Below are 13,174 nucleotides of genomic sequence, written 5' to 3' on the forward strand. Positions count from 1 at the left end.
CCATCCCCCTTCAGGAGCTGCCCTTGACTATCCAGACTGGCCTGCGCGCCCGCGCCACCCACCGCGTCGACACGATTTCGCTCGCCGATCAATGGGGAGGCGAAGCGCACGCGCTCGCGAGCCCGATCATGATCATCTTCATCGAACAGACCTGCATGCAGGCGACCGACCATCTGCTGCCGGCCGGGCAGATGACGGTCGGCTACAACTTCGAGATCAAGCATCTCGCGCCGACGCCGCCCGAATGGGAAGTGACGGTCGACGCCGAACTGATCGAGGTCGACGGCCGCATGATGACGTACCGGGTCGAGGTGCGCGACGCGGTGGGCGTCGTCGGCGAAGGCGTGCATACGCGCTGCGCGGTCAGCCGCGACGGCTTCCATCGCCGCCTGGACGAGCGGCGCGACAGCGCGGCGCTCGTGCGCTGACGAGCCGGAGCCCGACCATGATTCCGCTTCCGCTGCAGGGTCTCCGGCTGCCGGTGATTGCGTCTCCGATGCTGATCGCGAGCTATCCCGAGATGGTGCTCGCCCAGTGCAGGAGCGGGATCGTCGGCGCATTTCCGGCGCTCAACGCGCGGCTCAGCGCGCAGCTCGGCGACTGGATCGACACGATCGACGGCACGCTGTGCGCGTACCGGGAGGCCCATCCCGATGCGCCGGTCGGCCCGTACGCGGTCAACCATATCTGCCATCCGTCGAATCCGCGCGTCGAACAGGACCTGCGCATCTGCATCGAGCGCCGCGTGCCGCTGATGATCACGAGCCTACGCGCGCCGTCGCGCGACGTCGTCGACGCGATCCACGCCTACGGTGGGATCGTGCTGCACGACGTCACGACGGTGCGACATGCGCAGAAGGCGCTGGAAGCCGGCGTCGACGGACTCGTCCTCGTCGCGGCCGGTGCGGGCGGCCACGCCGGCACGCTGTCGCCGTTCGCGCTGGTCACGGAAGTGCGGCGCTTCTACGACGGCTTCATCGCGCTGTCCGGCGCGATCGCGACGGGCGACGCGATCGCCGCCGCGCGCGCGCTCGGCGCCGACTTCGCGTACATCGGGACGCGCTTCCTGGCGTCGCACGAAGCCAACGTGGTGCAGCGCTACAAGGACACGATCGTCGAAGCCAGCGCTGCCGACATCATCTACACCGACGCATTCACCGGCGTCCACGGCAACTACCTGCGCCAGAGCATCGAGGCGGCCGGGCTCGACGCGCGCCGGCTCGCACGGGTCGACGGCGCGCAGCTCGATTTCTCGCCGGACGGCGGCGCGAAGCAGTGGCGCGACATCTGGGGGGCAGGCCAGGGCGTCGGCGCGATCGACGCGGTGCTCAGCGTGGCCGACATCGTCGAACGCCTCGCGGCCGAATACGCGCGCGCCGTCGCTCGCATGCAGCCGGGCGCGGCCGCGCACGTCGCCGCGCATCGGCCGGCCGTTTCCTCCGCTTCACGGATCGACACGCCATGACGCCCACCGAACTTGCCGCCCCGTCGTCCGTCGACGATGCGATCGCGCGACGCCGCGCGCGGATCGACGTGATCGACGACCAGCTTCTCGAACTGATCGGCCAGCGCATCGCTCACGCAACCGAGATCGGTCATCTCAAGCGGCATGCGGGGCTCGCGGTGCGGCAGCCCGCCCGCGAAGCGTCGATCGTCGCCGAGCTGTGCACGCGCGCGCCGTGGGGGCTGCGCGACCGCGACCTGCGCGCCATCTGGCAGACGCTGTTCAGCGCGAGCCGTGACGCGCAAGCGCTGCCGTCGGTCGCGTTCCTCGGCCCGTCGGGCACCTACACCGAAACCGCGATGCTCCGTCATTTCGGCGAGTTCGCCCGCGGGCAGGCGCACGAGACGATCGACGCCGTATTCGACGCGCTCGCGCGCGGCGACGCGGAATGCGCGGTCGTGCCGATCGAGAATTCGTCCGAAGGCGCCGTGACCCGCACGCTCGACCTGCTGATTGCGCAGGCGGCGAGCGTCACGGGCGAGATCGAACTGCCGGTCGCGCACTGCCTGCTGAGCGCCAGCGGATCGCTCGCCGGCGTCGACAGCGTGGTCGGCCATCCGCAGGCGCTCGCGCAATGCCGCGCGTGGCTCGACGCGCATGCGCCCGGCCTGCGCCGCATCCCGGTGTCCAGCAACGCGGTGGCCGCGCGCGAGGCCGCGCACCTGTATGACTGCGCGGCGATCGCCGGTGAGCCCGCGGCCGCGCTTTACGGACTGCGAATCGTTGCCAGTGCGATCCAGGATCACCCGGACAACCACACGCGCTTCGTGATCGTCGGTGGCCAGGCGCCCGCGCCGACCGGCCACGACCGCACGAGCATCGTGCTGCGGCCGACCGATGCGCCCGACGCGCTCGCGCGCGTATTCGACGCGCTCGCCCGACACCGCGCCCCGCTGCTGTGGGTCGGCGTGCGCCCGGCACGCGGCGCCGGCCATGCGTATCGGTACTGCATCGATTTCGGCGGGCACCTGCTCGATCCGAACGTGCGCGCGGCGCTCGACGAGATGGCGCTCGCCGCGTCCGAACTGCGCGTTCTCGGCGCCTATCCGCGAGCCGCGGGTTGTCCCGACCGGCACGCCGACGGCCCGGCCGCATCATGACGACGGCGCCCGCTTCGTCCCGCGTCGCCGCCCGGCTGCGCGCGATTCGCGACGGTCGCGACGATCGCCTGCTCGTGCTGTGCGGCATCGCCGCGGCGGACTGCCTGTCGCTCGCCGCCGGGCGATGGCTGCGCGCGTTGCGCGCCGAATACGACGACGAACTGGAGCTGCTGCCGTTCGTGCGCGGCACACCCGACGCCGCCGGCACCGCGTGCCTGCTGCGGCGCTGCGAGCGCCTCCGGCTTCCCGCGGTGGCGATCGGCGACAGCTTGGCGACCGCCTATGGCCGCTGGCGCGCATGCCTGCCCGCGGCGCCGCTGACCTGGCGAGTGCTGGAGACATCCGCCGCACGGGCCGCGACGCCGCTGCCCGGCGGCCTGCTGGCGCGCTGGCCGGTACGCCCGGCCGAGCCGGTCGACTGGCCGCGCTCGCGCCGCGTCGTTGCAGATCTCGGCGTGGCGTCGCCGGCGCTCGGCGCACGAATCGGCGCGCTCGCCGACGCACTGTGCGACGGCACGCTCGTCGTCGCCGGCATTGCGCTGGATACGGCTCCGGGCGCGCCTCACACCTTCGTCACCGATGCGCTGGACCCGCTCGCCAACTACGTCCGGATGCAGCGCATCGCCGCCGTGACCCGCCGCGCACCGTCGCTGCGGAGCCGCCTGTGAGCCCGCGCCCGCAAGCCGGCCCGATGCGCATCGCGCTCGTCGGCATGCCCGGCGCCGGCAAGACGACCGTCGGCAGCGCACTGGCCCGCGCACTCGCGCTGCCGTTCGTCGACGCCGACCGCGAACTCGAACGCCGCTTCGGCGCGCTCGTCGCCGCGCAATTCCATGCGGGCGACTTCCGCGCACGCGAAGCCGACGTCATCGACGCGCTGACCCGCGGGCCGGCGCTCGTGCTCGCGACCGGCGGCGGCGCCGTGCTGCGCGACGACACGCGCGCCCGGCTCGGCCAGCGCTGTTTCGTGATCCATCTCGCGAGCGATCTCGACACCCTGTGGCACCGCACGCGCGGCGACGCGTCCCGCCCGCTGCTGAACGTCGCCGACCCGCGCGCGGCGCTCGCCGCGCTGCACGACACGCGCGAATCGCTGTACCGCGCGTGCGCGCACTGCCGCATCGATACCTCCGGCCAGTCCGTCGCACAAACGCTCGCGGCCGCGCTCGACGCACTCGCCATCGCGTAACCCGCGCGCCTCTGTCCTTCCCTTTCCGCTTTTCGACGATGCCGGCCGCCGGTGCGGCCGACTGCCATTTCTACCAGTTGCCGACCGTCGAATAATATCTAAAGATATATTTTTAGATACAGACCGTTCGCCTTCACGCGACAGGAAATCGACCATGCCCCTCCTCATCGACCGAGCGTGCGGCGCGCGCCGCCTGGTTCCCGCGCTCGCCGCGCTCGCGATCGCCGGCTGCGCCCCGTTCGGCCCGCAACGCCCGGCGGCGTGGATCACGCCCGTCGAGCAACTCGATGCGGGCGCCGCGATTCGCTCCGCCGGCGCCGGCTCGCCGACGATCATCGAACGCTGGTGGACCGCGTTCGGCGACGCGCAGCTGGATCGCCTCGTCGACGATGCGCTGGCCGGCGCACCGACGCTGCAGGCGCAGCGCGAACGTGTCGCGCAGGCGCTGGCCGACGCCGACGTCGAAAACGCCGCGCTGCTACCGCAGCTCGGCGCGACGGCGAGCGCGGTGCCGACGCGCCTGCCGGGCAGCTATCGGACGCCGCCGCCCGCGGCCGGACACTGGCAGGTCGACGCGCAGGCGCTCCTCGGCGCGTCGTGGGATCTCGACATCGCCGGCCGGCAGCACGCGCTGGCGCGCGCCGCCGCGCTGCGCGCGGATCAGCAGCGCGCGCTCGAGCATGCGGCCGCCGTGTCGCTGCAGGCGGCGATCGTCGAAACGTACCTGCAGCTCGCGCTCGAACAGCAACTGCTCGCGATCGCGCGCGATACGCTGCAGCAGCACAGCTATCTGCTGCGCCTCACGTCGCAACGCGCCGACGCCGGCCTCGACATGCAGGTGGCCGTGCTCAGGGCGAGCGAACCCATTCCGCACGCACAGGCCGACATCGACACGCATGCGGCCGCCTCGGCCCGGCTGCGCCATCGGCTCGCCGCGCTCGTCGGTCGGGGGCCCGGTTACGCCGACGCGCTGACACCCGCCGCGCCGCCGGCGGCGGCGTTGCCGATGCCGGCCGTCCTGCCCGCGGCGCTGATCGGCCGCCGGCCGGACGTCCTGGCCGCGCGCTACCGGGTCGAAGCCGAAGCGGCGAACATCGACGCCGCGCGCGCCGCGTTCTATCCGGATGTCAATCTGCTGGCCTTCGCCGGCGTGCAGAGCTTCGGGTTCCGCGCGCTGTTCCACGGCAACAGCGGCACGCTCGGCGCCGGCCCCGCGATCACGCTGCCGATTTTCGAGGGCGGGCGCCTGCGCGCCGGCCTGCGCGCGCAAACCGCCGCCTACAACGCCGCAGTCGCGACGTACGACGACACGGTCGTCAACGCGCTCGCGCAGGTCAGCGACACCCTCGTCCAGATCGACACGCTCGGCCGGCAGCGGGCGCTTCAGCGCGAGGCGCTGGCGCGCGCGCAACGGACCTACACCATCGAAACGCAGCGCTACCGCAAAGGCATTTCCGGCTACCTCGACGTCCTGCTCGCCGAAGGCCGGCTGCTCGAGGATCGCGCATCGGTCGCCCGCGCGGATGCGTCGTTCGCGATCGAGCACGCCCGCCTGATCGCCGCGCTCGGCGGCGCCACTTCCACTGGAGTCACACAATGAACCGTCCCGAATCCCCCGCCGCCGGGCCCTCGCTGCAACGCGCGCGCCGGCGCTACTTCCGCTGGTTCTTCATCGCGCTCGCCGGCGCGGCCGGCCTCGCCGCCGCCGCGTGGGCCACCACGCGCGGCACCGAGACCACCGACGACGCGTACGTGTCCGGCGACGTCGTGCAGATCTCGCCGCAGATCGGCGGCACCGTCGACGCCGTGCGCGTGCAGAACGCCGACTGGGTGCGCCCGGGCGATCTGCTGTTCAGCGTCGACAAGACCGATGCGCGGCTCGCGCTGGACGAAGCGGTCGCGCAACTCGCGCACGCGGTGCGCCAATACCGCACCGCGCATGCGGACGTGGTGCGCGAGGAAGCGCAGATCCGGGTGCGGCGCACCGAATGGGCCAAGGCGAACGACGACCTGCAGCGCCGGCTGAGCCTCGCGCAAGACGGCGGCGTGTCGCGCGAGGATCTTCGCCATGCGCGGGACGCGATGGACGGCGCGGCAGCCGCGCTGAACGCGCAGCAGGCCACCTACGACGCGACGCTCGCGCGCACCGACGGCACGTCGATCGACACGAATCCGCTCGTGCGCGCGGCGGCGGCCCGCGTTCGCAGCGCGGCGCTCGCGCTGCGCCGCACCGAAATACACGCGCCGCTCGGCGGGCTCGTCACGCGCCGGGTCGTGCAGGTCGGCCAGCACGTGTCGCCCGGCACGCCGTCGCTGGCGCTCGTGCCGCTCGATCACGTGTGGGTCGAGGCCAACTTCAAGGAATCGCAACTGCGCGGCATGCGCGCCGGGCAGCCGGTCGAGCTGTTCTCGGACCTGTACGGCAGCGACGTGGTGTTCCACGGGCGCGTCGTCGGGCTCGAAGCCGGCACCGGCGCCGCCTTCGCGGCCGTGCCCGCGCAGAACGCGACCGGCAACTGGATCAAGGTCGTCCAGCGCGTGCCGGTCCGGATCGCGCTCGATCCGGCCGAGCTGCGCGCGCACCCGCTGCGTATCGGCCTGTCGATGACGGCATCGGTGCCGGTCGATCGCGGCGCCGGCACCGCGTCGGCGTCGCCGCCCGCCCGTGCGCCCGAAGCGCGCCGGTCGATCGACGCCACGTCGATCTATCGTGAGGATGACGAAGCGGGCGACGCGCTCGTCGCCGAGACGATTCGCGCGAACAGCGGCGCCCGTCCGCTCGCGCCGGGAGCCTGACGATGCGCTTCTTCTCCCGGAACGCGGCGCCGAAACTGCCGTTGGAGCCGCTCGCCGGCGTGCCGCTGGCGCTCGTCGCGATCGCGGTCAGCGTCGCGAATTTCATGCAGACGCTCGACCTGACGATCGCGAACGTCGCCGTCCCGACCATCGCGGGCGATCTCGGCGTCGCACCGGACATGGGCACGTGGATGCTGACCTCGTTCGCGACGCCGCTCGCGATCACGCTGCCGCTCACCGGCTGGCTCACGCAGCGCTTCGGCCAGGTGCGGCTGTTCCGCGTGTCGGTACTGCTGTTCGTGGTCACGTCGATCCTGTGCGGGATGGCGCCGAACTTCGAGTCGCTGCTGGTATTTCGCGCGCTGCAGGGCGCCGCGTCGGGCCCGATCACCGCGCTGTCGCAGGCGCTGCTGATGGCGGTGTTCCCGTCGACGCGCCGCCACGTCGCGCTGGCCGTGTGGCAGACCACGACGTTCGTCGCGCCGGTGCTCGGGCCGATCGCCGGCGGCTGGATCACCGACAACCTGAGCTGGCCGTACATCTTCTACGTGAACGTGCCGCCGGGCGTGCTCGTGCTCGGCGTGCTCGCGCGGCTGCTGAAGGGGCGCGACAACGCGACGCGGCGGCTGCCGGTCGACGTCGTCGGGCTGCTGCTGCTCACCGCCGCGTTCGGTTCGTTCCAGTTGCTGCTCGATCGCGGCCAGAACCTCGACTGGTTCGCCTCCGACGAAATTCGCATGCTGGCGGTCGTGGGCATCGCGTCGTTCGTCGCGCTGGTCCTCTGGGAGCTGACCGACGACCATCCGATCGTCGACCTGCGGCTGTTCGCGGACCGCAACTTCACGACGAGCACGCTCGCGATCACGGTCGGGTTCGGGCTCTACTTCGGCGCGCTGGTGCTCGTGCCGCTGTGGCTGCAGACCCAGCAGGGATACACGGCCACCTGGGCCGGCATCGCCACCGCGCCGCTCGGCGTCGCGGGGATCGTGATCGCGCCGCTGCTCGGCCGCTTCCAGGGCCGCACCGATCCGCGCCTGCTCGCGACCGTCGCGCTCGTCGGCTGGGGCGCCGCGTCGTTCTGGCGCATGCATTTCAACAGCGACGTGACCCTCGGCGACATCGCCGCCAATTCGCTGCTGATGGGCGCCGCCACCGCGTTCTTCATCACGCCGCTCGTGTCGCTTTCGCTCGCCGGGCTGCCCCGCGAGCGGCTGCCCGCGGCATCCGGGCTGCAGAACGCGCTGCGCCGGATCGGCACCAGCGTCGCGACCTCGGTCGCGCCGACCTACTTCGAGCGCCGTTCCCGCGTGCACAACACCTATCTCGTCGACCACATCACGCCGTACGATTTCGCGTCCGCCGACTGGTTCGCGCGGCTCGATCACGCGGGGCTGTCGCCGTCCGGCGCGCTCGCGTCGGTCTCGCATGCGATCGACGTCGAAGCGCACATGCTCGCGCTGAACGATTTCTCGTTCGGCTGCCTGCTGCTGTTCGGCGCGACGCTGCTGGCGGTCTGGTCGATCCGCTCCCGCCACGCGTGACGCGCGACGGAAAACATCCGGAAGCCGTCTCGCCCGGCAGGAGCGACTGACCGGCTAGTGTCCTGTTCCGTTGTTAACTGGTCTATCTTCGCGTAGCATGTTGACGTCAACGGAACGGGAGACGTCAGCATGGCGATGGGACGACCGAAGGCGGAACTGGTGCTGAGCGAAGACGAGCGTTCGCAACTGATGTCGATCGCGCGTTCTCGCTCGATTTCGGCTGCGCTGGTCTCGCGGGCGCGTATCGTGTTGGCGGCTGCGGACGGCGAGCCCAACAGCGCGATCGCGCAGCGCCTGCAACTCACGCGTGCCACGGTGGGCAAGTGGCGTCTGCGGTTTCTGGAGCAGCGAATCAACGGACTCTACGATGAAGTACGTCCCGGCAAGCCGCGTACCATCGACGACGAGCGGTTGGCCCAACTGATTCACAAGACCCTGCACACGAAGCCGGCAGATGGATCCACTCATTGGAGTGTGCGCACGATTGCCGCCGAAACCGCCATCTCGCCGACAAGCGTGCACCGTTACTTCAAACTGCTGGGCCTGCAGCCGCACCGAAGTGAAAGCTTCAAGCTCTCGACCGATCCGTTCTTCATCGAGAAACTGCGCGATGTGGTCGGCTTGTATCTGAGTCCACCGGAGAACGCGCTGGTGCTGTGCGTGGACGAGAAGAGTCAATGTCAGGCGCTCGAGCGTACACAACCCATGCTGCCGATGGGTTTCGGCTACGTCGAAGGCGTTACTCACGACTACGTCCGTCATGGCACCACGACGTTGTTTGCCGCCCTGAATGTCCTCAATGGCGCCGTGCTCGCTACCTGCAAGCCGCGCCATCGACATCAGGAATTCCTGTCGTTTCTGCGCGAAATCGACAAGGCCGTGCCAGCCGAACTCGACGTGCACTGCATCGTCGACAACTACGGCAGTCACAAGCATCCGAAGGTCAAGGCGTGGCTGGCGGCACGCCCCCGCTGGCATATGCATTTCATTCCCACCTACAGTTCGTGGCTCAACCAGGTCGAACGCTTCTTTGCGTTGATCACCGACAAGGCGATTCGTAGAGGCTCGTTCGGCTCGGTCAAACAACTGGTCAAGCGAATCGATCAATTCGTTTCCCACTACAACGAAAACTGCAAACCGTTCGTCTGGACCGCGTCAGCCGATTCCATCCTCGAAAAGCTGCATCGACTTTGCTCGCGAATCAGCGGAACAGGACACTAGCCGGGCGGCGGGCGGCAGGCGGCGCAAGCCCCTGCCGGACCGCATCGCCGTCATGGATGAATCGGCATGGCGGCCCGCGCTCGACGGCACCGCGAATGAAAAAGGGCTGCGCGCCGATCGACACGGCGCGCAGCCCGTTCAACTGCTCCGCTTAACGCGGATTAACGCGGATCGCCGGGCGCCGGCACGTAGCCGTCGGCAAGGATGCCGATCGTCCGCGCGGCCGGCTCGCGCAGGCGCTTGGCTGCCTGATAACCCTCCGACCGATACCACTCGCGGGCGCGCTCCGCCGACTCGAATTCGAGCACGACGACGCGCTTGGGCGCCCAGTCTCCTTCCAGCGTCTCGACTTCGGCGCCGCGCACGAGGAAGCGCCCGCCGTACTCGGCCACCGTCGGCGCGCCGAGCCGGCGGTACGCCTGGTAAGCGTCGACGTCGTGCACGTCGATATCGAACACCACGTACGCGCTCATGATCGCGCCTCCGCAGGCGCGGACGCCGGCGCCGCCGCGTCGGCCGGCGCGAGCTGCACGAACACGCGGCCGTTCTCGATCTTCACCGGGTAGGTGTGCACGCACGTCGTCAACGGCGCGCACAGCGCCATGCCGGTCCGCACGCTGAAGCGCCCCTGGTGCAGCGGGCATTCGATCTCGTCGTCGAGCAGGAAGCCGTCGCTCAATCGCGCATCGCCATGCGTGCACTGGTTCTCGGTCGCGAAGATCTCGTCGCCGACCGCATACAGCGCGATGTCGCGGCCGCCCACCCAGACGCCGAGTATTCCGTCGGCGCGCACCGTTTCCGGCGCGACTGCATCGATCCATTCCGTAGTCACGTTCGGCACCTCGTTCAGATCGGGTAAATCAGCGAGTTCGGAATCATCTCGCTGTCGTAGACGCAGATGCGCGACTCGAAACGCAGCCCCTGCGGCGTACGCAGGATGCGGTCCAGGTAGCGCCCGGTGTTGTACACGTCGCTCATCTGCTCGGTCTTCGTGCGCAGCACCGCGTAGTTCGTCTCCGCCTCGATCACCGTGTCGTCGAGATACGTGACGAGCGGCAGCCCGATCACGTGGCGCTGATAGTACGGATCGAAGAACAGCGTCTCCTTGATCCCGTAGACGCGATCCTTCAGCATGCCCTTGCTTTCGAAATCCATCACCGCCAGCGGCAGGTTGCGCTCGTGGTTCTCGCGCGGCACCACCGTGTACCGGCATTGCTCGATGAAGAATTCCGGCCACGCGTCCCAGTCGCCGCCGTCGAGCACGGCCGCATATCTCGCGTTGAGCTGGACGAGCGAATAGAAATCCTCGAAGGTCGCGCCGCCCGCGTGCGGCTCGGCGGCCGGCCGGGCCGTTCTTGTCGTGATCGTGCTCATTCAGGCCTCCATCACTTGGCGCCAGTACTGGTACATGCCGCGCACCAGCGTTTCGCTGACCATGTGTTCGGTCTGCTCGTCGATCTGCCGGCCGCCGAGCTCGTTGTAAACGTTGCCGTGCTGGATCTGCTCGAAGCTTTGCTGCACGCATTCGATGACCTCGCCGTCGTCCGCCGACACGAAGCCGGCCGGCCCGAACAGATTGGCCTGGCGCAGACGGCGCCGCGTCATCTCCTCGGTGTCGGTCTCGAAACCGAAATGCGTCCACACGTAGTCGAACACGCCCGGGCCGATCGGCCGGATGCGCCGCGTCGACAGCGCATTGACCTGCTGCTGGATGATGACGCTCGGCATCAGCGTGAGCATCACGACAGTCGGATCGCCCCACCACGGTTCGTGCACGACGTCGAGGAAGCGGTCGTCGTGCAGCGTCATGCGCTCCTTGAAGCTCGTCACGTTGTGGGTCACTTCTCCGCCGCCGCCGCCGCTGCGAATCGACACCATCGCGCCGTGCCGGTGATGCGCATCGGTCACGAGCCGGGCGGGATTGTCCGCGCGCCACAGGCCGAAGTTGACGAACCAGGTGTGCAGCAGCCCCGCGTGATACGGATCCTTGATGTTCTCGACCATCAGCTTCCAGTTGCTCGGCACGCGCTGCCGCGTATAGCCGAGCACGGTCAGCTTCGGGCCGTGGAACAGGCGGTCGTAGTAAGGCAGGATGCGCGGGCCGAGGAAATCCTCGAACGATTCGACGTTCTCGTCGAACGACGCGAACACGGCGCCGCCGCGCGTCGACACGCGCAGGCGCCGCAGCGCATGCTTGCCCGGCTCGAAATCCGCCGGCATGCCGCCGTTGATCGTGCCGCCCTGACGCACGCCGCGCCGGAACGGCACGCCGATCAGGTTGCCCTTCAGGTCGTAGTTCCACTGGTGATACGGGCAGTGGAAATCCTTCGCCTTGCCCGAGCGCTCGCGGCAGAACTGCATGCCGCGGTGCGCGCACGCGTTTTCGAAGACGACGATCTCGCCATCCTCCGTGCGCGTCATCACGACGGATCGCTCGCCGACTTCGGTCCGCTGGAAATCGCCGGGAGACGGCACTTCGGCTTCGAGGCCGATGTAGCACCAGTGATTCGCATAGAACAGGCGCTCGAGTTCCCGCTGGTACAGCGCTTCACTCGTATACGCCTCGTATGGCGTGCGGCTGGCGCCGTCGCCTTTCCAGTCGAGCGCGCGGGCGATGTCGATGGGTGAGTTCAAGAGAGCTCCTTTCATTCAGTAAGAAACGGCCTGCCTCGCGACGGCGGCGCCGTGCGCGATGAAGCCGGCTGGCGAACGCCGCCGCGCAACCGCCGCGGCAGCCAACTGCTCGATGAGTTCGGCCGTGTGATCCCAGCCGAGACATGCGTCGGTAATGCTTTGGCCGAACACCGGCGGCGTGCCCGGCACCAGGTCCTGCCGCCCCTCGACGAGAAACGACTCGATCATGACGCCCACGATCGCGCGTTCGCCGCGATGCAGTTGCGCGGCGAGGTTGCCGCAGACGTCGATCTGCGCGCGGGTCTGCTTGCCGCTGTTGCCATGGCTCGCGTCGATCACGACGTACGGGGGAAGATGCGCGTCGCGCAGCGCGGCGCAGGCGGCCGCGACGCTGGCGGCGTCGTAGTTCGGGGTCTTGCCGCCGCGCAGGACGATATGCGTGTCGGGATTGCCGGACGTGGTCGCGATTTCCACGCTGCCGGAAACGGAAGGCCTCAGGTAACTGTGCGACACGCGCGACGCGCGGATCGCGTCGATCGCGACCTTCACGTTGCCGTCGGTGCCGTTCTTGAAACCGATTGGCAGGTCGAGCCCCGAGGCCGCCTGGCGATGGATCTGCGATTCGGTCGTCCGCGCGCCGATCGCGCCCCAGGACACGAGGTCGTCGAGATACGGCGCGGTCATCGGATCGAGAAATTCGGTCGCGGCCGGCAAGCCCAGCGCATTGATGCCGAGCAGCACCTTGCGCGCGACGCGCAGGCCGTCCTCGATCCGGAAGCTGCCGTCGAGATACGGGTCGTTCACGAGCCCTTTCCAGCCGACCGTGGTGCGCGGCTTTTCGAAATAGACGCGCATCACGATCTCGAGCACATCGGCGTACCGCTCGCGCAGTGGCGCGAGCCGGCGCGCGAACGCCAGCCCGGCGTCCGCATCGTGGATCGAACACGGGCCGACGATCAGCGCAAGCCGGTCGTCCTCGCCCGCGATGATGCGCGCCAATGCGCGCCGCGCATCGCCGATCGACCGTGCCAGGCCGGGATCGCACGGCAACTCGGTGCGCAACCGCTGCGCACTGATCACCGCCACGCCTTGCGTCAACGCTGCCTCAACGGGTTTTTCCATTTAACGCTCCACTCTCGCTGATCGGATGCCGATTTACGGAGGCAATTAGAGCGCGGTCAAATCCCCG

General features: G+C 69.4%; 14 protein-coding genes. 9 read left to right on the forward strand and 5 right to left on the reverse strand.

The window, feature by feature from the left end:
* Window positions 1-23 precede the first annotated feature (23 nt).
* From CFB35_RS24960 to CFB35_RS25000, 9 genes are all read left to right on the forward strand, one after another.
* Window positions 24-428, forward strand: a complete 405-nt coding sequence (locus CFB35_RS24960) for a thioesterase family protein (protein WP_059584619.1) — start codon at window positions 24-26, stop codon at window positions 426-428.
* A gap of 17 nt (window positions 429-445) precedes the next feature.
* A complete protein-coding gene (locus tag CFB35_RS24965) occupies window positions 446-1,465 on the forward strand; it encodes a nitronate monooxygenase (RefSeq protein ID WP_089465693.1) in 1,020 nt (339 codons plus the stop codon).
* Window positions 1,462-2,604, forward strand: a complete 1,143-nt coding sequence (pheA, locus tag CFB35_RS24970; RefSeq protein ID WP_089465694.1) for a prephenate dehydratase — start codon at window positions 1,462-1,464, stop codon at window positions 2,602-2,604. The genes CFB35_RS24965 and pheA overlap by 4 nt, the downstream gene beginning before the upstream one ends.
* Window positions 2,605-2,678: 74 nt before the next feature.
* A complete protein-coding gene (locus CFB35_RS24975; protein WP_143328756.1) occupies window positions 2,679-3,272 on the forward strand; it encodes a hypothetical protein in 594 nt (197 codons plus the stop codon).
* Entirely contained in the window at window positions 3,269-3,793 is a 525-nt protein-coding gene (locus CFB35_RS24980; RefSeq protein ID WP_256940231.1) for a shikimate kinase, read from the forward strand. The genes CFB35_RS24975 and CFB35_RS24980 overlap by 4 nt, the downstream gene beginning before the upstream one ends.
* A gap of 154 nt (window positions 3,794-3,947) precedes the next feature.
* Window positions 3,948-5,393, forward strand: coding sequence for an efflux transporter outer membrane subunit (locus tag CFB35_RS24985; protein WP_089465696.1), 1,446 nt, complete (start codon window positions 3,948-3,950; stop codon window positions 5,391-5,393).
* Window positions 5,390-6,589 (forward strand): efflux RND transporter periplasmic adaptor subunit, encoded by a 1,200-nt coding sequence (locus CFB35_RS24990; RefSeq protein ID WP_089465697.1) that lies wholly within the window; start codon window positions 5,390-5,392, stop codon window positions 6,587-6,589. Before CFB35_RS24985 ends, CFB35_RS24990 begins: the two co-directional genes overlap by 4 nt.
* A 2-nt stretch (window positions 6,590-6,591) precedes the next feature.
* Window positions 6,592-8,130: a DHA2 family efflux MFS transporter permease subunit gene (locus CFB35_RS24995; protein WP_060310613.1), complete on the forward strand. Its 1,539-nt coding sequence runs from the start codon at window positions 6,592-6,594 to the stop codon at window positions 8,128-8,130.
* Between the two features lie 129 nt (window positions 8,131-8,259).
* Window positions 8,260-9,351: an IS630 family transposase gene (locus CFB35_RS25000; RefSeq protein WP_059625722.1), complete on the forward strand. Its 1,092-nt coding sequence runs from the start codon at window positions 8,260-8,262 to the stop codon at window positions 9,349-9,351.
* 161 nt (window positions 9,352-9,512) lie between these two features.
* On the opposite strand, the gene CFB35_RS25005 is transcribed toward CFB35_RS25000, so the two are convergent.
* Genes CFB35_RS25005 through CFB35_RS25025 form a run of 5 tightly spaced genes read right to left on the reverse strand, consistent with a single transcriptional unit; the run spans window position 9,513 to window position 13,107 of the window.
* Window positions 9,513-9,824: a DUF1330 domain-containing protein gene (locus CFB35_RS25005; RefSeq protein ID WP_060011815.1), complete on the reverse strand. Its 312-nt coding sequence runs from the start codon at window positions 9,822-9,824 to the stop codon at window positions 9,513-9,515.
* The gene (locus tag CFB35_RS25010; protein WP_059640013.1) at window positions 9,821-10,183 is read right to left on the reverse strand and encodes a non-heme iron oxygenase ferredoxin subunit; all 363 of its coding nucleotides are present in this window, start codon (window positions 10,181-10,183) and stop codon (window positions 9,821-9,823) included. Before CFB35_RS25010 ends, CFB35_RS25005 begins: the two co-directional genes overlap by 4 nt.
* Before the next feature lie 14 nt (window positions 10,184-10,197).
* Window positions 10,198-10,725, reverse strand: coding sequence for an aromatic-ring-hydroxylating dioxygenase subunit beta (locus CFB35_RS25015; protein WP_059639818.1), 528 nt, complete (start codon window positions 10,723-10,725; stop codon window positions 10,198-10,200).
* Complete coding sequence (locus tag CFB35_RS25020) at window positions 10,726-11,985, reverse strand: Rieske 2Fe-2S domain-containing protein (RefSeq protein ID WP_050018149.1); 1,260 nt, start codon at window positions 11,983-11,985, stop codon at window positions 10,726-10,728.
* 15 nt (window positions 11,986-12,000) lie between these two features.
* Entirely contained in the window at window positions 12,001-13,107 is a 1,107-nt protein-coding gene (locus CFB35_RS25025; RefSeq protein ID WP_089465698.1) for a 3-deoxy-7-phosphoheptulonate synthase, read from the reverse strand.
* Between the last annotated feature and the right edge of the window lie 67 nt (window positions 13,108-13,174).

The sequence above is a fragment of the Burkholderia sp. AU16482 genome (genome assembly GCF_002223285.1).
Taxonomy (GTDB): Bacteria; Pseudomonadota; Gammaproteobacteria; order Burkholderiales; family Burkholderiaceae; genus Burkholderia; species Burkholderia semiarida.

Bases quoted from the DNA above. Each gene is read 5' to 3' on its own strand.
- CFB35_RS24965 (WP_089465693.1), top strand. From the start codon at position 446: ATGATTCCGCTTCCGCTGCAGGGTCTCCGGCTGCCGGTGATTGCGTCT.
- CFB35_RS25025 (WP_089465698.1), bottom strand. From the start codon at position 13,107: ATGGAAAAACCCGTTGAGGCAGCGTTGACGCAAGGCGTGGCGGTGATC.
- pheA (WP_089465694.1), top strand. From the start codon at position 1,462: ATGACGCCCACCGAACTTGCCGCCCCGTCGTCCGTCGACGATGCGATC.
- CFB35_RS25005 (WP_060011815.1), bottom strand. From the start codon at position 9,824: ATGAGCGCGTACGTGGTGTTCGATATCGACGTGCACGACGTCGACGCT.
- CFB35_RS24985 (WP_089465696.1), top strand. From the start codon at position 3,948: ATGCCCCTCCTCATCGACCGAGCGTGCGGCGCGCGCCGCCTGGTTCCC.
- CFB35_RS25000 (WP_059625722.1), top strand. From the start codon at position 8,260: ATGGCGATGGGACGACCGAAGGCGGAACTGGTGCTGAGCGAAGACGAG.
- CFB35_RS24995 (WP_060310613.1), top strand. From the start codon at position 6,592: ATGCGCTTCTTCTCCCGGAACGCGGCGCCGAAACTGCCGTTGGAGCCG.
- CFB35_RS25015 (WP_059639818.1), bottom strand. From the start codon at position 10,725: ATGAGCACGATCACGACAAGAACGGCCCGGCCGGCCGCCGAGCCGCAC.
- CFB35_RS24990 (WP_089465697.1), top strand. From the start codon at position 5,390: ATGAACCGTCCCGAATCCCCCGCCGCCGGGCCCTCGCTGCAACGCGCG.